This window comes from Pseudomonas veronii, assembly GCF_002028325.1.
GTDB lineage: Bacteria > Pseudomonadota > Gammaproteobacteria > Pseudomonadales > Pseudomonadaceae > Aquipseudomonas > Aquipseudomonas veronii.
The window spans coordinates 4,480,283-4,499,137 of the sequence record NZ_CP018420.1; the positions used below are offsets into that span (position 1 = coordinate 4,480,283).

General features: G+C 63.4%; 14 protein-coding genes. 4 read left to right on the forward strand and 10 right to left on the reverse strand.

Going from position 1 to position 18,855, the window contains the following annotated elements; translation table 11 throughout:
• Position 1: 1 nt before the first annotated feature.
• Together PverR02_RS20235 and PverR02_RS20240 are read left to right on the forward strand one after the other, a co-directional pair.
• Entirely contained in the window at positions 2-1,282 is a 1,281-nt protein-coding gene (locus PverR02_RS20235) for a TRAP transporter large permease (protein WP_046382820.1), read from the forward strand.
• On the forward strand, positions 1,282-2,190 hold the full coding sequence (locus PverR02_RS20240) for an aldose 1-epimerase (RefSeq protein WP_079444248.1): 909 nt from the start codon (positions 1,282-1,284) through the stop codon (positions 2,188-2,190). Before PverR02_RS20235 ends, PverR02_RS20240 begins: the two co-directional genes overlap by 1 nt.
• A gap of 284 nt (positions 2,191-2,474) precedes the next feature.
• Here PverR02_RS20240 and PverR02_RS20245 read toward each other — a convergent pair whose 3' ends face one another.
• The 10 genes from PverR02_RS20245 to pedF all read right to left on the reverse strand — a co-directional run bounded on the left by PverR02_RS20245 (position 2,475) and on the right by pedF (position 14,210).
• Positions 2,475-3,953 carry a DASS family sodium-coupled anion symporter gene (locus PverR02_RS20245; RefSeq protein WP_079444249.1) on the reverse strand — a complete coding sequence of 493 codons (1,479 nt, stop codon included), beginning with the start codon at positions 3,951-3,953 and terminating at the stop codon, positions 2,475-2,477.
• An 80-nt stretch (positions 3,954-4,033) separates the two neighbouring features.
• On the reverse strand, positions 4,034-5,404 hold the full coding sequence (locus PverR02_RS20250) for an ATP-binding response regulator (RefSeq protein ID WP_017847474.1): 1,371 nt from the start codon (positions 5,402-5,404) through the stop codon (positions 4,034-4,036).
• The gene (ercA, locus tag PverR02_RS20255; RefSeq protein WP_017847475.1) at positions 5,388-6,551 is read right to left on the reverse strand and encodes an alcohol dehydrogenase-like regulatory protein ErcA; all 1,164 of its coding nucleotides are present in this window, start codon (positions 6,549-6,551) and stop codon (positions 5,388-5,390) included. The genes PverR02_RS20250 and ercA overlap by 17 nt, the downstream gene beginning before the upstream one ends.
• 127 nt (positions 6,552-6,678) lie before the next feature.
• Positions 6,679-6,750 carry a pyrroloquinoline quinone precursor peptide PqqA gene (pqqA, locus tag PverR02_RS20260; RefSeq protein ID WP_010209364.1) on the reverse strand — a complete coding sequence of 24 codons (72 nt, stop codon included), beginning with the start codon at positions 6,748-6,750 and terminating at the stop codon, positions 6,679-6,681.
• 846 nt (positions 6,751-7,596) lie between these two features.
• Positions 7,597-9,117: an acetaldehyde dehydrogenase ExaC gene (exaC, locus tag PverR02_RS20265; protein WP_017847476.1), complete on the reverse strand. Its 1,521-nt coding sequence runs from the start codon at positions 9,115-9,117 to the stop codon at positions 7,597-7,599.
• Between the two features lie 121 nt (positions 9,118-9,238).
• Complete coding sequence (locus tag PverR02_RS20270; protein WP_046382819.1) at positions 9,239-11,014, reverse strand: PQQ-dependent methanol/ethanol family dehydrogenase; 1,776 nt, start codon at positions 11,012-11,014, stop codon at positions 9,239-9,241.
• Between the two features lie 135 nt (positions 11,015-11,149).
• Positions 11,150-12,082: a quinoprotein relay system zinc metallohydrolase 1 gene (locus PverR02_RS20275; RefSeq protein ID WP_079444250.1), complete on the reverse strand. Its 933-nt coding sequence runs from the start codon at positions 12,080-12,082 to the stop codon at positions 11,150-11,152.
• 16 nt (positions 12,083-12,098) lie between these two features.
• Positions 12,099-12,860 carry a quinoprotein dehydrogenase-associated SoxYZ-like carrier gene (locus tag PverR02_RS20280; RefSeq protein WP_079444251.1) on the reverse strand — a complete coding sequence of 254 codons (762 nt, stop codon included), beginning with the start codon at positions 12,858-12,860 and terminating at the stop codon, positions 12,099-12,101.
• 9 nt (positions 12,861-12,869) lie between these two features.
• Positions 12,870-13,745, reverse strand: coding sequence for a substrate-binding periplasmic protein (locus PverR02_RS20285; protein WP_079444252.1), 876 nt, complete (start codon positions 13,743-13,745; stop codon positions 12,870-12,872).
• Positions 13,746-13,748: 3 nt separating this feature from the next.
• Entirely contained in the window at positions 13,749-14,210 is a 462-nt protein-coding gene (gene pedF, locus PverR02_RS20290; RefSeq protein ID WP_017847481.1) for a cytochrome c-550 PedF, read from the reverse strand.
• Positions 14,211-14,465: 255 nt separating this feature from the next.
• On the opposite strand from pedF, the gene exaA reads away from it, so the two are divergent.
• On the forward strand, positions 14,466-16,373 hold the full coding sequence (gene exaA, locus PverR02_RS20295) for a quinoprotein ethanol dehydrogenase (RefSeq protein WP_079444253.1): 1,908 nt from the start codon (positions 14,466-14,468) through the stop codon (positions 16,371-16,373).
• Positions 16,374-16,451: 78 nt separating this feature from the next.
• Positions 16,452-17,099, forward strand: a complete 648-nt coding sequence (locus PverR02_RS20300) for a pentapeptide repeat-containing protein (RefSeq protein ID WP_079444254.1) — start codon at positions 16,452-16,454, stop codon at positions 17,097-17,099.
• The last annotated feature ends 1,756 nt before the right edge of the window (positions 17,100-18,855 follow it).

An 18,855-nucleotide genomic window follows, 5' to 3' on the forward strand; every position in this document is an offset into this window, starting at 1 on the left:
TATGGACGCATTGATTCTGTTGGGCAGCTTTGTCGGCTTGATCCTGATCGGCATGCCAGTGGCCTATGCCCTGGGTCTGTCGGCGTTGATCGGCGCGTGGTGGATCGACATTCCGTACCAGGCCCTGATGATTCAGATCGCTGGCGGGGTGAACAAATTTTCGCTGATGGCGATTCCGTTCTTCGTGCTGGCCGGCGCGATCATGGCCGAGGGCGGCATGTCGCGGCGGCTGGTGGCGTTCGCCGGGGTGCTGGTGGGTTTTGTGCGCGGCGGCTTGTCCCTGGTGAACATCATGGCCTCGACGTTTTTCGGTGCGATCTCCGGCTCCTCGGTGGCCGACACCGCCTCGGTCGGCTCGGTGCTGATCCCGGAAATGGAGCGCCGTGGCTACCCCCGGGAGTTCGCCACGGCGGTGACCATCAGCGGTTCGGTGCAAGCACTGTTGACCCCGCCCAGCCACAACTCGGTGCTCTACTCCCTGGCGGCGGGCGGCACGGTGTCGATCGCCTCGCTGTTCATGGCCGGCGTGGTCCCGGGCCTGCTGATGAGCGCGTGCCTGATGGTGCTGTGCCTGATCTTCGCGAAGAAGCGCGACTACCCCAAGGGCGAAGTCATCCCGCTCAAGCAAGCGCTGAAAATCTGCGCCGACGCACTGTGGGGCCTGATGGCCATGGTGATCATCCTCGGCGGCATCCTGTCGGGCATCTTCACCGCCACCGAGTCCGCCGCGATCGCGGTGCTGTGGGCATTCTTCGTGACCATGTTCATCTACCGCGACTACAAATGGAACGAGCTGCCCAAGCTGATGCACCGCACGGTACGCACCATTTCCATCGTGATGATCCTGATCGCCTTCGCGGCCAGCTTCGGCTACATCATGACCCTGATGCAGATCCCGGCGAAGATCACCACGCTGTTCCTGACCCTGTCGGACAACCGCTACGTGATCCTGATGTGCATCAACGTCATGCTGCTGTTGCTCGGCACGGTGATGGACATGGCGCCGCTGATTTTGATCCTCACGCCAATCCTGCTGCCGGTGGTGCTCGGCATCGGCGTCGACCCGGTTCACTTCGGCATGATCATGCTGGTCAACCTCGGCATCGGCCTGATCACGCCACCGGTCGGCGCGGTGCTGTTCGTGGGGGCGGCGGTGGGCAAGGTGAGTATCGAGAACACCGTGAAGGCGCTGCTGCCGTTCTATGGCGTGCTGTTTTTGGTGCTGATCGCGGTGACTTACATTCCGGCGTTATCGCTGTGGCTGCCAGGGCTGGTGCTGTGATGCTGATTGAACTGGAAGATCACCTGACCCACCTCACCCTCGCCCCGGCCGTCGGCGGCAGCATCGTCAACTGGCGCGTGCGCGCCAGCGGCCAGCCCCTGCTGCGGCCTAGCGATCAAGCGGCGCTGGACACCGGCCTGCCCGGCAAACTGGCCTGCTATCCCCTCGCGCCGTGGTCCAATCGCATTGCCAACGGCGGTTTCGACACGCCCGCCGGCTGGCTGGCACTCACGCCCAACAGCGCGACCGATCCGCTGCCGATTCACGGTTCGGCCTGGCAACAGGCGTGGCGCGTGGTCAGCCAGTCGGCGGATGAAGTGCTGCTTGCGCTGGAATGCGCCACGCCGTTCGCCTATCGCGCCGAGCAGCGGTTTGGGTTGAGCAACGGCGTGTTGAGTATCGGGCTGAGCGTGACGCATCTGGCCGAAGCCGCCGCGTGGCACGGTTTGGGCTTGCATCCTTACTTCCCGCGCCGGGCGGGTACGCGGTTGCAGGCCAAGGCTGGGCAGGTATGGATGAGTGATGCGTCCAAGCTGCCGACGGCGCTGGCACCCGTACACGCCGATTGGGATTTCCAACAGCTCAAGGGATTGCCTCAAGCGTTGGTCGACAACGGGTTTTGCCAGTGGGACGGGCATTGCCGGATCGAACAGCCGGAGCTGGGTCACACCCTGGAATGCCAGGCCACCGGCGCCGATTACTTCCTGCTGTACTGCCCGCCGGGGCTGGGGTTCTTCTGCATCGAGCCGGTGAGCCATCCGGTGAATGCCCATCACTTGCCGGGCAGGCCGGGCCTGAAACTGCTGGAGCAAAACCAGCAGACCCAACTCAATTTCACCCTGAAATACATTCCAACTGTGGGAGGGGGCTTGCCCCCGATAGCGGTGCGTCAGCCACTACATGCATGACTGACCCACCGCTATCGGGGGCAAGCCCCCTCCCACATTTTTGACTCGGTTCGGTTTCCAGGATCAGGTCGGCTATAAGGCCGCCTCGCTTTGGCGTTGGTTACTTTGGGGCTTTTTTCCAAAGTGACCCGCCGTAAGGGCGGAACCCATAGCAGCCGTGACCGCAACAATGGATATGTACTCAACCCAACCCAAAAAGCTGGTCAGCCCAGAGACCGCCATCGGGGGCAAGCCCCCTCCCACATTGGATCTCCTTTGCATTGGCGACCCCATGACACGCCCTATCAGATCCAGCCAAGCCAGCTCCAGTAGGTCGCCGCAAACACCAACATCAACAAGTAACCCATCAGCGTCACCAACACCCCCACCTTGGCAAACTGCCGCGCCGTGAATGTCCCGGTCCCCAGGCACACCATGTTCTGCGGCGCATTGATCGGCAGGATAAACCCGTAGCTCACCACAAACCCCAACAGCATGGTCATCCCCAACCGGTTGAACTCCCCCGGCAAGGTCTGCAACACCGCAATCAGGATCGGCAACAACGCCGAGGTCAACGCCGTCGCACTGGCAAACCCCAAGTGGATCAAGATCAAAAACGCCCCGAGGATGGCAAACACACCCAACGGCCCGACCTGGTCCAGCCCGGTGTGCGCCACCACTTGCGAACCCAGCCACTGCCCGGCCTGGGTGGTCAGCAACGCCGTGCCGAGGCTGATGCCGACGCCAAACACAATCACCGTGCCCCACGGAATCCGCGACTGCACATCCTTCCAGGTCATCACGCCGATCCCCGGCAACAGCAGGAACACCAGCCCGGCATAGGTGGTCGAGGTGGTGTCGAAATTGTGCAGGCGCCCTTCGGTAGCCCACGCCAACAGCAACAGCACCGACACGGCAAGCAGGCGTTTTTGCGGGCCGGTCATCGGGCCGATGTCCACCAGCGACTGGGCCACGGCTTCTTTGCCGCCAGGGATGCTGTCGCTTTCCGGCGGCAGCAGTTTGATCACCAGGAACAGCAACACCGCCGACATGATCAGCGCCCATGGCGCGCCGGCGATCAGCCAGTCGATCCACGACACGCGCTGGCCGAGCATCTTGTCCATGAACCCGACGGTCAGCAGGTTCTGCGCGGCGGCGGTCTGGATGCCGACGTTCCAGATGCTGGTGCCCTGGGCCACCACGATCATCAGGCCGGCGGCGATGTTGGAGCGTTTATCGACGCCAAACGCCGCCACCACGCCCATCATGATCGGCACCACGCAGGCACTGCGCGCGGTGGCGCTGGGTACGACGAGGCTCAGGAGGATAGTCACCGCGATCGCCCCCAGCAGAATGCCGCGGGTGCTGGTGCCGACTCGGGTCAGCGTGACCAAGGCGATGCGCCGGTCCAGGCCGGTGTGGGTCATGGCGGCGGCGATGAACAACGCACCCGCCACCAGGGCCAGCGCCGGGTTGGAGAAGCCGGTCAGCGCCATGCCGATGGCCGGGCTGGAGCCGATCAGGTGCGCGGGGTCTTGCAGCGACGGCGCGGTGCCGAGCAAGAACGCCATGAGCGAGGTGATCATGATCGCGCTGGCCTCATAGGACACCGCCTCGCTGATCCACACCACCACCGCAAACGCGAGGATCGCCAGCATGCGATGCCCGGCCACCGGCAAATCCGCGGGCAGCGGTAACAGCAGCACCCCGACCATCACCAGTACAGCGACGACCAGGCCCAAGGGCAACTTGAATGATGCAGCGGTTGTTGCGGGGGCGCTCATGGGGGAATCTCCGTCGGCGTCAAATCAGGCTGGGAGCATGGCGCAAAATGCCGCACGCGGTGTTGACAGGTATCAAACCTCTAGGCCAATAACTGACTCAACACCGCCCGCAACTTCCCGGGCTTGACCGGTTTGTTCAACAACGGTGCGTCCAGCCGCCGCAGGATGCGCCGGCACTGGTCGGTGCGGTCGGCGCTGATGATCACCGCGGGAATCGTCTGGGCAAAATGCTCGCGCAGGTACTTGACCACCTCACAGCCCACCACGCCGTGGTCCAGGTGATAGTCCGCCAGGATCAGTTCCGGCGCCCTGCCCTGCAATGCCAGCAACGCGCCGGCCTGGTCGGTGGCCGTGACCACCTCGCAGCCCCACTGCCCGAGCAGCGCGCTCATGCTTTCGAGGATGCTGACTTCGTTGTCCAGCACCAGCAAACGCCGCCCCGGCAGCGGGTTGCCGGTGGTCGGTTGCGTGGGCAGTTGGCTGATGGCCAACGGCATTTCTTCGCTGATCGGCACTTCGAGGCTGAACATCGACCCGCGTCCCGGCCACGAGCGCACCGCCACCGGGTAACCGAGGATCTCAGCGATCCGCTCGACAATCGCCAGCCCCAGGCCCACGCCCTTGCGGTCCGAGGCGCGGCCGACGTCCAGTTGGTTGAATTCGAGGAAGATCGCGTCGAGCCGGTCGGCCGGGATGCCGCGCCCGGTGTCCCACACTTCCAGGCGCAGGTGATCGCCGCGGCGACGGGCGCCGAGCAGGATGCAGCCGTCGTCGGTGTAGCGGCAGGCGTTGCTGAGGAAATTACGCAAAATCCGCGTCACCAGGCGCAGGTCGGTCCGGATCGCGTAATGGCCGGTGTGTGCGCGCAGATTCAGTCCGGCGGCCAGGGCGACGGACTGGAATTCGGAGACCAGCGGCGCAAACAACTCATCCAGGCGATACAGCGCCACGTCCGGCTTGACCGCTGCCTGGTCGAGCCGCGAGATATCGAGCAAGTCGGTGAGTAAATCCTCGGCACCTTCCAGGGCCTGGTGCGTGCGCTCCACCAGCACCTGTTCGACACTCGGCAACGACCGTTCGCGCAGGGTGGCGATCAGCAGCCGTGCGGCGTTGAGCGGCTGCAACAGGTCATGGCTGGCGGCGGCGAGGTACTTGTCCTTGCTGCGGTTGGCGGCCTCGGCGGCGTCGCGGGCGTCGCGCAGCTCCTGTTCGACCTGTTCGCGCTGGGCGACCTGCTGTTGCAGGTTGCGGTTGGCTTCGAGCAGTTCGTCGGTGCGCGCCGCCACCCGCTGCTCCAGCTCATCGTTGAGGCGGATGTAGCGGTTGCGCTCGGCCTCCAGCTCATCGAGGCGCGCCGTGAGTTCCGGGTAGTGGCTCTTGCGCGCCGACTGGTCGCCCAGCCCCAGCAGCCCGGCCAGGGCGCGCTGCTGGTCGTCAGAGAGCTTCGCCATAGACGACCTCGACGTCACGTTGGCTCGATTCGCGGGGATTGGTGAGGATGCACGGGTCGTGCATGGCGTGCTGGGACAGGAACGGAATGTCCGCCACCCGCACGCCGTGCAGGCCGAGGGTTTCGTGGAAGCCGATGGCACGCTTCAGCGCGATCAGATGCTCGACCAGCCGCCCGCGGATCTGCGGATGAGTCAGGCCGCGGCAGTCGATGCCGAACGTCTCGGCAATCACCTTGAAGCGCTCCGGCGCCGAGTTGTAGTTGAACGCCACCACATGCTCCACCAGCACCGCGTTGCACAGGCCGTGAGGCAGGTCGAGGAAGCCGCCGAGGCTGTGGGACATGGCATGCACCGCGCCGAGGATCGCATTGGAGAACGCCAGCCCCGCCTGCATGCTGCCGAGCATGATCTTCTCGCGCAGGGCGATGTCCGCCGGGTTGGCGATCATCTGCACCAGGTTGCCGTTGATCAGGCGCATGGCTTCCAGCGCGTGGGGGTCGGTCAGCGGGCCGTGGCCGGTGGAGACGAACGCCTCGATCGCATGCACCAGCGCATCGATGCCGGTGCAGGCGGACAGGAACGGGTCCATGCTCGCCGTGGTTTCCGGGTCGATCAGCGACACGTCCGGCACCACCGCCTTGCTGACAATGGAGAACTTCATGCGCTCCTGCTGGTTGGAAATGATCACGAACTGCGAGACATCCGCCGAAGTGCCGGCGGTGGTGGGGATCAGGATCAGCGGGGGGCTGGGCACGCGAATGGTGTCCACGCCTTCGAATTCGAGGATGTTGCGCCCATGGGCGACCACGATGCCGATGGCCTTGCCGCAGTCCATCGGGCTGCCGCCGCCGATGGCCACGATCACGTCGCAATGGTTGTCGCGGTACACCTCGGCACCGAGCATGACTTCTTCGACGCGGGGGTTGGGTGAGACGCCGCTGTACAGGCAGTAATCGATGCCGATGGCCTGCAGGCTGGCTTCCACGTCGGCGACCCAGCCGGCGGCGATCACACCGGGGTCGCTGACCACCAGCACTTTGCGCGCACCGAAGGTCTTGGCGTAATTACCGACGTTGTGCCGGCAGCCGGCACCAAAGATGATTTCAGGCGAAACGAACTTACGCAGAAGGCTGAGATTTGGGCTCATTGGAAAGCCTGTTTTTATTATTTTTGAGAGATGCGCTCCACACTAACCCATCCGCGCGCGAATGCAATCAGACCAAAGAGTCATTCCCCAAACGACCCCGGCCAGCGCGAGGCTGGCCGGGGGTGAATCAGCGGCTGGCGAAGTACATGGTCACTTCAAAGCCGATACGCAGGTCGGTAAACGCGGGTTTAGTCCACATGGGGCGATCCTCTTGTTGTGCCGGAAGATTCCGGTAATGGCATTAATGCATGGGGGGATGGGGGTGCGAATGCTACTTTCGAACGAGCCTGAAGCATGCCTTGGTAGCAGATGTACACCGATCAAAAATGTGGGAGGGGGATTGCTCCCGATGGCAGTGGGTCAGCCAATACATGCATAACTGAGCCACCGCTATCGGGGGCAAGCCCCCTCCCACAGTTGGTTGCATTTCAAGTCGGGGTTAGGAGAGGCCCAGGGGCTTGGTCTGCAGGTAGTGATCCAACAGGCAAAGCCCTCTTGCTGTGCCGGAACGGGTGTACGCCGATCAAAATGTGGGAGGGGGCAAGCCCCCGATGGCAGTGTGTCAGCCAATACATACCTGACTGAGCCATCGCTATCGGGGGCAAGCCCCCTCCCACAGTTGGTTGCATTTCAAGTCGGGGTTAGAAGAGGCCCAGGGGGTTGGTCGGCAGGTAGTGATCCAACAGGCAAAGCCCTCTTGCTGTGCCGGAACGGGTGTACGCCGATCAAAATGTGGGAGGGGGCTTGCCCCCGATGGCGGCTTGTCAGCCAAGACATGCATGACTGATCCACCGCTATCGGGGGCAAGCCCCCTCCCACATTGGGTTGCATTTCAAGTCGAGGCTAGAAGAAGCCCAGGGGGTTGGTCGGCAGGTAGTGATCCAACAGGCAAAGCCCTCTTGCTGTGCCGGAACGGGTGTACGCCGATCAAAATGTGGGAGGGGGCTTGCCCCCGATGGCGGCTTGTCAGCCAAGACATGCATGACTGATCCATCGCTATCGGGGGCAAGCCCCCTCCCACATTAGGTTGCATTTCAAGTCGGGGTTAGAAGAAGCCCAGTGGGTTGATGTCGTAGCTCACCAGCAGGTTCTTGGTCTGTTGGTAGTGATCGAGCATCATCTTGTGGTTCTCACGCCCCACGCCGGACTTTTTGTAGCCGCCAAACGCAGCGTGCGCCGGGTACAGGTGGTAGCAGTTGGTCCACACGCGGCCGGCCTTGATCGCCCGGCCCATGCGGTAGGCGCGGTTGATGTCGCGGGTCCACAGGCCGGCACCCAGGCCGAACTCGCTGTCGTTGGCAATGGCCAGGGCTTCGGCTTCGTCCTTGAAGGTGGTGATACCCACCACCGGGCCGAAGATTTCTTCCTGGAACACGCGCATTTTGTTATGGCCCTTGAGCAGGGTCGGCTGGATGTAGTAACCGCTGGACAGGTCACCCTCCAAACGCTCGGCCGCGCCGCCGGTGAGCAGTTCGGCGCCCTCTTCCTGGGCGATTTTGAGGTAGGACAGGATCTTGTCGTATTGCTGCTCGGACGCCTGGGCGCCGACCATGGTTTCGGTGTCCAGCGGGTTGCCGCGCTTGATCTTGACGATCTTTTTCATCACCACTTTCATGAAGTCGTCGTAGATCGACTCCTGCACCAGCGCCCGCGACGGGCAGGTGCACACTTCGCCCTGGTTGAAGAACGCCAGCACCAGGCCTTCGGCGGCCTTTTCGATGAACTGCGGCTCCGCGTTCATGATGTCTTCGAAGAAGATGTTCGGCGACTTGCCGCCCAGCTCCACGGTCGACGGAATGATGTTCTCGGCCGCGCAATGCATGATGTGCGCGCCGATTGGGGTAGAGCCGGTAAAGGCGATCTTGGCGATGCGCTTGCTGGTGGCCAGCGCTTCGCCGGCTTCACGGCCAAAGCCCTGGACGATGTTCAGCACGCCCGCTGGCAGCAGGTCGTTGATCAGCTCGGCAAACACCATGATCGACAGCGGCGTCTGCTCGGCCGGCTTGAGCACGATGCAGTTACCGGCGGCCAGGGCCGGGGCGAGTTTCCAGGCGGCCATCAGCAGTGGGAAGTTCCACGGAATGATCTGCCCGACCACACCCAGCGGCTCGTGGAAGTGGTAGGCGGCGGTGTGTTCGTTGATCTCGGCGGCGCCGCCTTCCTGGGCGCGGATGCAGCCGGCGAAGTAACGGAAGTGGTCGGCGGCCAGCGGCACGTCGGCGTTGAGGGTTTCACGCACGGCTTTGCCGTTGTCCCAGCTTTCGGTGACGGCCAGCACTTCGAGGTTCTGTTCGATGCGGTCGGCGATTTTCAGCAGCACCAGGGCGCGATCCTGGGCCGAGGTCTTGCCCCAGGCGTCGGCGGCGGCGTGGGCCGCGTCGAGGGCCTTGTCGATGTCGGCGGCGTTGGAACGCGGGAATTCGGCGATCACTTCACCGGTCACCGGCGAGGTGTTGGTAAAGTATTCACCGCTGATCGGCGCGACGAATTCGCCGCCGATGAAGTTGCCGTAGCGTGACTTGAAGCTGACGATGGCGCCAGGGGTGCCAGGTTGTGCGTAGATCATGTTAAAGCCTCTGTCTGGGTCCGGGCCTGTCGGTCAACAGGCGATGACCCGATAGTAAAGAGCCCCCGCTGCCGGGCGAATGCGCCGTTGGCAGGAGGGCTCTTGTCATTTGGTCGTAGATTCAGTGTTTGGCGACCAGTTCTTTAGGCAATTTGAAGGTCCAGAGCATGCCGCCCTGGTTGAAGTCCTTGATGCGTTTGGCCACTTCACCGCCCCACAACGGCACCGCGCCGCCCCAGCCGGAGAGCACCGAGACGTACTGTTCGCCGTCCATTTCCCAGGTCACAGGCGAGCCGAGCACGCCGGAGCCGGTCTGGAATTCCCAGACCTTCTCGCCGGTCTTGGCGTTGAACGCCTGCAGGAAGCCTTCCGGCGTACCGGTGAACACCAGGTTGCCCTTGGTGGTCAGGACCCCGCCCCACAGCGGCGCGAAGTTCTTGTGGCGCCAGACTTCCTTGCCGGTTTTCGGGTCGATGGCGCGCAGCACGCCGATGTAGTCTTCGTTCAACGGCTTAATGGTGAAGCCCGCACCGAGGAACGCCGCACCTTTTTTGTAGGTGATGCCTTCGTTCCACATGTCCATGCCCCATTCGTTGGACGGCACGTAGAACAACCCGGTGTCGCGGTTATAGGCCATCGGCATCCAGTTTTTCGCGCCGAGGAACGCCGGGGCGACGAACACCGAAGTGCCCTTGGCTTCGCTGCCTGGCGCGCCGGGGCGGCTGGCTTCGTTGTAGATCGGCCGACCGTCTTTATCCAGGCCGGTGGCCCAGGTGATCTTGTCGACGAACGGGAAGCCGCGGATGAACTTGCCGTTGGTGCGGTCGAGCACGTAGAAGAAGCCGTTACGGTCGGCGGTGGCCGCCGCTTTGATCTCTTTGCCGCCTTCGGTGTAGTTGAAGGAGACCAGTTCGTTCACGCCGTCGTAGTCCCAGCCGTCATGGGGCGTGGTCTGGAAGTGCCACTTGATGGTGCCGTCATCCGGGTTCAGCGCCAGACGCGAGGACGAGTAGAGGTTGTCGCCAGGGCGCAGGTGCGAGTTCCACGGTGCCGGGTTGCCGGTGCCGAACAGCAGCAGGTTGGTTTCCGGGTCGTAGTAGCCGCCCAGCCACGGTGCCGCGCCGCCGGTTTTCCACAAGTCGCCAGGCCAGGTCTTGCCCGCCTCGCCGCCGGAAATGCCGTTTTCCACGGCTTTACCGTCCTTGTAGACGTAGCCCATGTGACCTTCGACAGTCGGACGGGTCCACAGCAGGTCACCGTTTTTCGGGTCGTAGGCTTCGATCTTGCCCACCACGCCGAATTCGCCGCCGGCCACGCCGGTAATCAGCTTGCCGTTGATCACTAGGGGCGCGGCGCTGATCGAGTAGCCTTCCTTGTGGTCGGCGACTTTCTTGCTCCACACCACTTTGCCGGTGTCTTTGTTCAGGGCCACCAGCTTGGCGTCGAGGGTGCCGAAGAACACCAGGTCGCCGTACAGCGCCACGCCGCGGTTGATCACGTCACAGCACGGGCGGATGTCATCGGGCAGACGCGCATCGTACTGCCAGAGCTTCTTGCCGGTGCGTGCGTCCACCGCGAACACCCGCGAGTAGGACCCGGTGAGGTACATCACCCCGTCCTTGATCATCGGCTGCGCCTGCTGGCCGCGCTGTTTCTCGCCGCCAAAGGAGAACGCCCAGACCGGGCGCAGGTCCTTGACGTTGTCCACATTCAGGGTATCGAGCGGGCTATAGCGCTGGCCTTGGACGCCCAGACCGTTGGTGACGATCTGCCCGGGGTTTTTCGGGTCCTGGAGAATCTCCTGATCGGTCACGGCCGCCATGGCCTGGCCGGATAACAGAATGGCACCGAGCAACACACTCAAGGCGAAGGGTTGGCGGCGTGCGGGTTGGGTCATGACGGCTACCTCTGCGGTTTTTTGTTATACCCGGGAAATTTTCCCGGTCTGGTACAGATTCTTGGGCGCAGGGGCGGTTGTCACAATTGACCGCAGTATCGAGATTGCTAGTTCCTTAGTAGCGGGTCCGGTCCGTCAGCGCGCCGAATCCACGCGCTGCATCTGCTCGCGCTCGTAACGCGGGTACAGGTGGCTGACACTACGGATCAGTTCATAGCGGCTCAGGTTGATCGCGGCGAAGCGCTCGGGGATGGGGCTGCGGATCATCTCGGCCATGTCGCTGCCGTGGGCGGCGCCGTCGCGCAGCAGTTGGTCGAGCCAGGTCAGGTAGTCGCGCATCTGCGCGAACGGCTGTGCATCGTTGGCCACCGGGCCATGGCCGGGCACGACCAGGGTCCAGGGCAAGGCCTGCAGGGTGTCGATGTCCGCCAGCCACGCCGCCAGCCCGGGGCTGTTGGGGGTGGTGAGGGCGCGTTGGTAGAACACCAGGTCGCCGGCAAACAGCACGCCGGTAGTCTGGTCGAGGATGGCCAGGTCGACGTCGGTGTGGCCGGTCAGCGCAAGCAGGCGCAGGTCGTGGCGGCCAAAGCTGAGCCCACCGGGTTCGAGCACTTGCGTGGGCAATTGCACTTCGGTGCCGCGCATCCAGTCGCCGACCATGCGGTAGAGGTTTTCCGCCATGCCGTCGCCCTGCTCATGCAGCAGGCGCGTGGTGCCGGCCAGGGCGCCGATGGGCACGTCCTTGAAGGCCTGGTTGCCCAGCGCATGGTCGGGGTGGTGGTGGGTCAGCAGCACCTGGATCACCGGTTTGTCGGTGACGCTGGCGATCGCCCGGCGCAGGGCTTCGCCGTAGCGCCGCGACGGCCCGGTGTCGATCACCACCACGCCGGTCTCGGTGACGATGAACGCGGTATTGACGATATTGCCGCCGTTGTCCTTGGCGAAATTGTCGGTGCTGCCTTCCAGCAGCCAGGTGTCGTCGGCGATCAGTCGTGGCTTGAGGGCGTAGTCGAGGTCGGCCACGGCGGGCAGGCTCAAGCTCAGGCACAACAATAGAATCCAGCGCATGCCGCGCTCCTTCTGGTCAGGGAATGGCTGCGTCGAATTCATTGCCGCTGTTGTCGCGCAGCACCAGGCGCGTCGGCCCGGGTGCGTCGATGTCAAAGGCCAGGTTGGGGTTTTCGCTGACCGCCGGGAACAGCACCAGCTCGGCCAGCACCTGGCCGTCCTGGCCACGCAGTTGCGCGTGGTTGAGATAGAACTCGGGGATGCCGCTGACCATGCCGTTATCCATCGGGTGCGCCACCTGCACGCGTACCCGGCTGAATTCGCCGCGTGGGTAACGCCCGCCGAGGACTTCGCCGATATGCTCTTCCCAACCCGGCTGGGTGCGGACCACGCTGGGCGCGGTGCAGCCGCCGCCGGCCGCGTCGATCAGGGTCGAGCCGACGTGCCACAGCCCGTCATCGGTGAGCACCGCCGCACGCAGGGGCGTGGCCTGTTCGATGCGGATACGGATCGACAGCCAGGGCAACACCCCGGCCTTGGGCTGAAAATCGACAATCCTGGGCAACGGGTTGAGTTCGGCCCAGGCGAGGATCTTTACCACGTGCCCCTTGAACGCCCGCGCGTCGATTTCCAGGGGCACCTGGCGCGCATCTTCGGCGAACGGCGGCGCCAGCAGCTTGACCCGCTCATCGAACACGAACGGCGCATCGGCCAGCAACTGCTTGTGGTAGAACGCCCACATCACCGACGGCACCGGGTCCGTGCCCGGTTCGACGGCCACGGCGTGGGCCGCCAACGGTAACCAGCAGGCCAACATGCAGTTCAGTCGCCAGTTCATCGCCTGCTCCTATTGGTACATTTCGGGCACTTCGTACTGCAGGCCGTAATGGCTGTAGATGGTTTGCAGCGAACCGTCGCGGATCAGGCCTTCCAGCGCCTCTTCCACCGCATAGGCCAACTGGCGATTGCTTTCGTGTACCGCCATGCCGATCTCCCAGCGCTGCCGGCCCATGTTCGGGTAAGCGTTTTGCGCCAGGGCCAGTTGCGGATCGCGTGCTTGATGCACCTGCCAGTCGATCTCGCCGCGCATCGCCATCACCGCGTCGACTTCACCGGCCTTCATCGCCGCGAACGCCTGGGGTACACCGGGGTAGTGATGGGTCTGGCGGGCGAGCATGCCGTTGAACACCGAGGTCAGGTAGAACGACGGCACGCTGTCGACTTCGACGCCGATCGGGTGCTCCTCGAACACCGCCACGCTGGCGACCTTGTCCAGGCGGCGGCGGTCGTAGGCCACCTGCCATTGTTCGTTCTGGTACGGCCCGAACATCACCACATGGCCGTTTTCCAGTTCGCCCTGATCGTTACGCCTTTGCGCGTAGTCGTGGTCGTAGGGTGCGCGCATCATCAGGTCGGCCAGTTGCTGGTTATGCAACTGGCTGCCGCGCCAGATGTAGTCGCGCAGGTCGTCGTCGAGTTTTTCTCCGGCCGGCGCCCAGATCAATTTGAGCTGCACCCCCAGCGCCTTGGCCAGGGCCTCGGCCAGCTCCACGTCGACCCCGCGCGGGGTGGCACCGTCTTCGAAACTGTAGGGGGCAAAGTCCTTGTACACCGCCACTTTCAACTCACCGGCGGCGATCATCTGGTCATAGCTGCGCACCTGCGCCTGTGCCGTCTGGCAACACAGCAGGGCCAGGCCGAGCACATAAGCGAACAGGCGCATGGCTTACTCCTCGACGTGAACGCTGTCCAGGTAGGTGCGTACCGCCCACAAGGCTTCCTGGCTCAGGTAATCGGCCATTTTCGGCATATATACCCGGCCGTCGCGCACCGCGCCGTGACGCACGCGCTGCACAAACCACTCATCACCGGCCTCGCCCACATCCAGCATGCGCAAGTCGGGGGCGATGCCGCCGGACTTGGCTTCCAGGCCGTGGCAGGCGGCGCAGTTCTGATTGTAGGCGGACGAACCGATTTCCAGGGCTCGGTCGTGTTCAGGCGACGTGCGGTAAGGGTTCACTGCCGCCCAGCCGTCCTCGTCGACCGGCACGCCGGCGTCCTTGATCGAGGTCAGGCCCTTGGTTTCCACTGCTTGCGGGACCACGTTGCCGTGGGCCCAGGCCGAGCCTGCACCGATCACACCGGCCAACAGCCCGGCGACGAGCAAGGCATTGCGTTTTGTTGTCATTATTTTTGCCCTCAGGATTGCACGCAAAACCTCATTGCAGAGGTTATGGCAACCATCTTAGAAACCCTGGGGCATAGGCCGTATGCTGCTTTGGTGGCCGGCTTGTCCTCCCTTGGTAGTAGGGCTTGTGGGGCACGCCTAAAACAGCGGCGCCTCGGGAAGTCTTCCCGGCAACAGCGGGACTTTTTCCGTATCCGCGCAGCGCCCTGGCGCTCCACCCTGTGCAGGCCAAAACCTCCACTGGGAACTGCAACCATGATAATAAGATCGCTACCCGCCCGTTCGCCGCTGAGCCTTGCCGTGCAGGCTTTCCTGCTGGTCGGCAGCCTGTCCTTGAGTGCGGCCAGCTTCGCCGCCGCCGACCCTGCCGCGCCGTCCACCGCAAAGGCGACGCGCAACGTCACCTGGGAAGACATCGCCAACGACCACCTGAGCACCAAGGACGTGCTGCAATACGGCATGGGCACCAACGCCCAGCGCTGGAGCCCGCTGGCCCAGGTCAACGACAAGAACGTGTTCAAGCTCACCCCGGCCTGGTCGTACTCGTTCGGCGATGAGAAGCAGCGCGGCCAGGAATCCCAGGCCATCGTCAGCGACGGCGTGGTCTACGTCACCGGCTCCTACTCCCGCGTGTTCGCCCTCGACGCGAAGACCGGCAAACGCCTGTGGACCTACAACCACCGCCTGCCCGAAAACATCCGCCCGTGCTGTGACGTGGTCAACCGCGGCGCGGCGATCTTCGGCGACAAGATCTACTTCGGCACCCTCGACGCGCGCCTGATCGCCCTCGACAAGAACACCGGCAAAGTGGTGTGGAACAAGAAGTTCGGCGACCACGCCGCCGGTTACACCATGACCGGCGCCCCGGTGCTGATCAAAGACAAGGTCAGCGGCAAGGTGCTGCTGATCCATGGCAGCTCCGGCGATGAGTTCGGCGTGGTCGGCCAGCTGTATGCGCGCGACCCGGACACCGGCGAAGAAGTGTGGATGCGCCCGTTCGTCGAAGGCCACATGGGCCGCCTGAACGGCAAGGACAGCACCCCGACCGGCGACGTCAAAGCGCCGTCGTGGCCGGATGACCCAACCACCGAAACCGGCAAGGTCGAGGCCTGGAGCCACGGCGGCGGCGCACCTTGGCAGAGCGCGAGTTTCGATGCCGAGACCAACACCATCATCGTCGGCGCCGGCAACCCCGGCCCGTGGAACACCTGGGCGCGCACGTCCAAGGACGGCAACCCGCACGACTTCGACAGCCTCTACACCTCGGGCCAGGTCGGTGTCGACCCGAGCACCGGCGAAGTGAAATGGTTCTACCAGCACACCCCGAACGATGCCTGGGACTTCTCCGGCAACAACGAGCTGGTGCTGTTCGACTACAAGGACAAGGACGGCAAAGTGGTCAAGGCCACCGGTCACGCCGACCGCAACGGGTTCTTCTACGTGGTCGACCGCAATAACGGCAAGCTGCAGAACGCCTTCCCGTTCGTCGACAACATCACCTGGGCCAGCCATATCGACCTGAAGACCGGTCGTCCGGTGGAAAACCCGGGCCAGCGTCCGGCCAAACCGTTGCCCGGTGAAACCAAGGGCAAGCCGGTGGAAGTCTCGCCACCGTTCCTCGGCGGCAAGAACTGGAACCCCATGGCCTACAGCCAGGACACCGGCCTGTTCTACATCCCGGGCAACCAATGGAAAGAGGAATACTGGACCGAAGAGGTCAACTACAAGAAGGGCTCGGCGTACCTGGGCATGGGTTTCCGCATCAAGCGCATGTATGACGACCACGTCGGTACGCTGCGGGCGATGAACCCGACCACCGGCAAGGTGGTGTGGGAGCACAAGGAAGCCCTGCCACTGTGGGCCGGCGTACTGGCGACCAAGGGCAACCTGGTGTTCACCGGCACCGGCGACGGTTTCTTCAAGGCCTTCGACGCGAAAACCGGCAAGGAGCTGTGGAAGTTCCAGACCGGCAGCGGCATCGTCTCGCCGCCGATCACCTGGGAACAGGATGGCGAGCAGTACATCGGCGTCACCGTCGGCTATGGCGGCGCGGTGCCGTTGTGGGGCGGCGACATGGCCGAGCTGACCAAGCCGGTGGCACAGGGTGGGTCGTTCTGGGTGTTCAAGATCCCGAGCTGGGATAACAAGACCGCCCAAAAATAACCCGTCCCCAGCCCCGTCGTAGCAGCTGGCGCTCGACAGCTGCTACGTCACGGGGTTGCTTCGTCTGGAGGTTCCAAGATGAACTATCTGCCCTTGTTACTCCTGCTCGCCCTGCCCCTGGCCCACGCCGATGACGGCGACGACACCCCGCTGGTCATCAACGGCTGCACCCTCGCCGAACACAGCCAATGCCCCGGCGCCAACCTCAGGGGCGCCAACCTGAGCAACCAGGACCTCAGCAAAATGAACCTGGCCGGCGCCGACCTGCGCGATGCGGACTTGCGCCACGCCAACCTCGACCTGGCCAACCTGGAAAAAGCCCAGTTGCAGGGCGCCAACCTGACCCGCGCCAGCCTGCAACAAAGCAACCTGCGCCTGGCCGATTTCACCGGTGCCACGCTGATGGCGATCCAGGGTTGGGGCCTGTTCGCCCAGGGAGCGCAGTTTGAAAACGCCAACCTGAGCGCGGCCTACCTGCAATTCGCGCGGCTGTCCGGGGCAAAAATGCGCAAGGCCAACCTGCGCGCCGCCGACCTGGAAATGACCTGGCTGAGCAAGGCCGACCTGCGAGGGGCGGATCTGAGCGATGCGAATCTGCAAGAGGCCAAGTTCGGTGAGAGCAACCTGGAAAGCGCGGTCCTCACGGGCGCGCGGCAGCATTATGCGAATTTCCAGGATGCGAACATGGAAGGCTGCAAGGACTGCCCCACCACCTGGAATCGTTAGCACACCGCCATTTGAATGTAGGAGCGAGCTTGCTCGCGAAAAACCCGAGACCGCCGCGGGGGGTCAGGTTTTTCGCGTTATCGTTGACGGTCTTCGCGAGCAAGCTCGCTCCTACAGTGGGGTCTAGGTGCCCGCGCTAGGCATGGGCACTGATCGGTAACTCTTGTAGGAGCGAGCTTGCTCGCGAAAAACCCGAGACCGCTGCGGGGGGTCTGGTTTTTCGCGTTATCGTTGACGGTCTTCGCGAGCGAGCTCGCTCCTACAGTCGGGTCTAGGTGCCCCGCTAGGCATGGGCACGGACCGGTAACTTTTGTAGGAGCGAGCTTGCTCGCGAAAAACCCGAGAGCGCTGCGGGGGGTCTGGTTTTTCGCGTTATCGTTGACGGTTTTCGCGAGCAAGCTCGCTCCTACAGTGGGGTCTAGGTGCCCCGCTAGGCATGGGCACTGACCGGTAACTTTTGTAGGAGCGAGCTTGCTCGCGAAAAACCCGGGAGCGCCGCGGGGGGGCTGGTTTTTCGCGTTATCGTTGACGGTTTTCGCGAGCAAGCTCGCTCCTACAGTGGGGTCTAGGTGCCCCCGCTAGGCATGGGCACGGACCGGTAACTTTTGTAGGAGCGAGCTTGCTCGCGAAAAACCCGGGACCGCCGCGGGGGGTCTGGTTTTTCGCGTTATCGTTGACGGTCTTCGCGAGCAAGCTCGCTCCTACAGTGGGGTCTAGGTGCCCGCGCTAGGCATGGGCACTGACCGGTAACTTTTGTAGGAGCGAGCTTGCTCGCGAAAAACCCGGGAGCGCCGCGGGGGGGCTGGTTTTTCGCGTTATCGTTGACGGTCTTCGCGAGCAAGCTCGCTCCTACAGTGGGGTCTAGGTGCCCGCGCTAGGCATGGGCACGGACCGGTAGCTTTTGTAGGAGCGAGCTTGCTCGCGAAAAACCCGAGACCGCCGCGGGGGGTCTGGTTTTTTGCGTTATCGTTGACGGTTTTCGCGAGCAAGCTCGCTCCTACAGTGGGGTCTAGGTGCCCGCGCTAGGCATGGGCACTGAGCGGTAACTTTTGTAGGAGCGAGCTTGCTCGCGAAAAACCCGGGAGCGCCGCGGGGGGGGCTGGTTTTTCGCGTTATCGTTGACGGTTTTCGCGAGCAAGCTCGCTCCTACAATGGGGTCTAGGTGCCGCGCTAGGCGTGGGCACTGACCGGTAACTTTTGTAGGAGCGAGCTTGCTCGCGAAAAACCCGGGAGCGCCGCGGGGGGGCTGGTTTTTCGCGTTATCGTTGACGGTTTTCGCGAGCAAGCTCGCTCCTACAGTGGGGTCTAGGTGCCCGCGCTAGGCATGGGCACTGACCGGTAACTTTTGTAGGAGCGAGCTTGCTCGCGAAAAACCCGGGAGCGCTGCGGGGGGTCTGGTTTTTCGCGTTATCGTTGACGGTCTTCGCGAGCAAGCTCGCTCCTACAGTGGGGTCTAGGTGCCCCGCTAGGCATGGGCACTGACCGGTAACTTTTGTAGGAGCGAGCTTGCTCGCGAAAAACCCGAGAGCGCTGCGGGGGGTCAGGTTTTTCGCGTTATCGTTGACGGTTTTCGCGAGCAAGCTCGCTCCTACAGTGGGGTCTAGGTGCCGCGCTAGGTATGGGCACTGACCGGTAACTTTTGTAGGAGCGAGCTTGCTCGCGAAAAACCCGAGAGCGCTGCGGGGGGTCAGGTTTTTTGCGTTATCGTTGACGGTTTTCGCGAGCAAGCTCGCTCCTACAGTGGTAACAGGGGTAC

Coding starts and splice junctions, on each gene's coding strand:
- PverR02_RS20235 (WP_046382820.1), top strand. CDS start 2: ATGGACGCATTGATTCTGTTGGGCAGCTTTGTCGGCTTGATCCTGATC.
- PverR02_RS20240 (WP_079444248.1), top strand. CDS start 1,282: ATGCTGATTGAACTGGAAGATCACCTGACCCACCTCACCCTCGCCCCG.
- PverR02_RS20245 (WP_079444249.1), bottom strand. CDS start 3,953: ATGAGCGCCCCCGCAACAACCGCTGCATCATTCAAGTTGCCCTTGGGC.
- PverR02_RS20250 (WP_017847474.1), bottom strand. CDS start 5,404: ATGGCGAAGCTCTCTGACGACCAGCAGCGCGCCCTGGCCGGGCTGCTG.
- ercA (WP_017847475.1), bottom strand. CDS start 6,551: ATGAGCCCAAATCTCAGCCTTCTGCGTAAGTTCGTTTCGCCTGAAATC.
- exaC (WP_017847476.1), bottom strand. CDS start 9,117: ATGATCTACGCACAACCTGGCACCCCTGGCGCCATCGTCAGCTTCAAG.
- PverR02_RS20270 (WP_046382819.1), bottom strand. CDS start 11,014: ATGACCCAACCCGCACGCCGCCAACCCTTCGCCTTGAGTGTGTTGCTC.
- PverR02_RS20275 (WP_079444250.1), bottom strand. CDS start 12,082: ATGCGCTGGATTCTATTGTTGTGCCTGAGCTTGAGCCTGCCCGCCGTG.
- PverR02_RS20280 (WP_079444251.1), bottom strand. CDS start 12,860: ATGAACTGGCGACTGAACTGCATGTTGGCCTGCTGGTTACCGTTGGCG.
- PverR02_RS20285 (WP_079444252.1), bottom strand. CDS start 13,745: ATGCGCCTGTTCGCTTATGTGCTCGGCCTGGCCCTGCTGTGTTGCCAG.
- pedF (WP_017847481.1), bottom strand. CDS start 14,210: ATGACAACAAAACGCAATGCCTTGCTCGTCGCCGGGCTGTTGGCCGGT.
- exaA (WP_079444253.1), top strand. CDS start 14,466: ATGATAATAAGATCGCTACCCGCCCGTTCGCCGCTGAGCCTTGCCGTG.
- PverR02_RS20300 (WP_079444254.1), top strand. CDS start 16,452: ATGAACTATCTGCCCTTGTTACTCCTGCTCGCCCTGCCCCTGGCCCAC.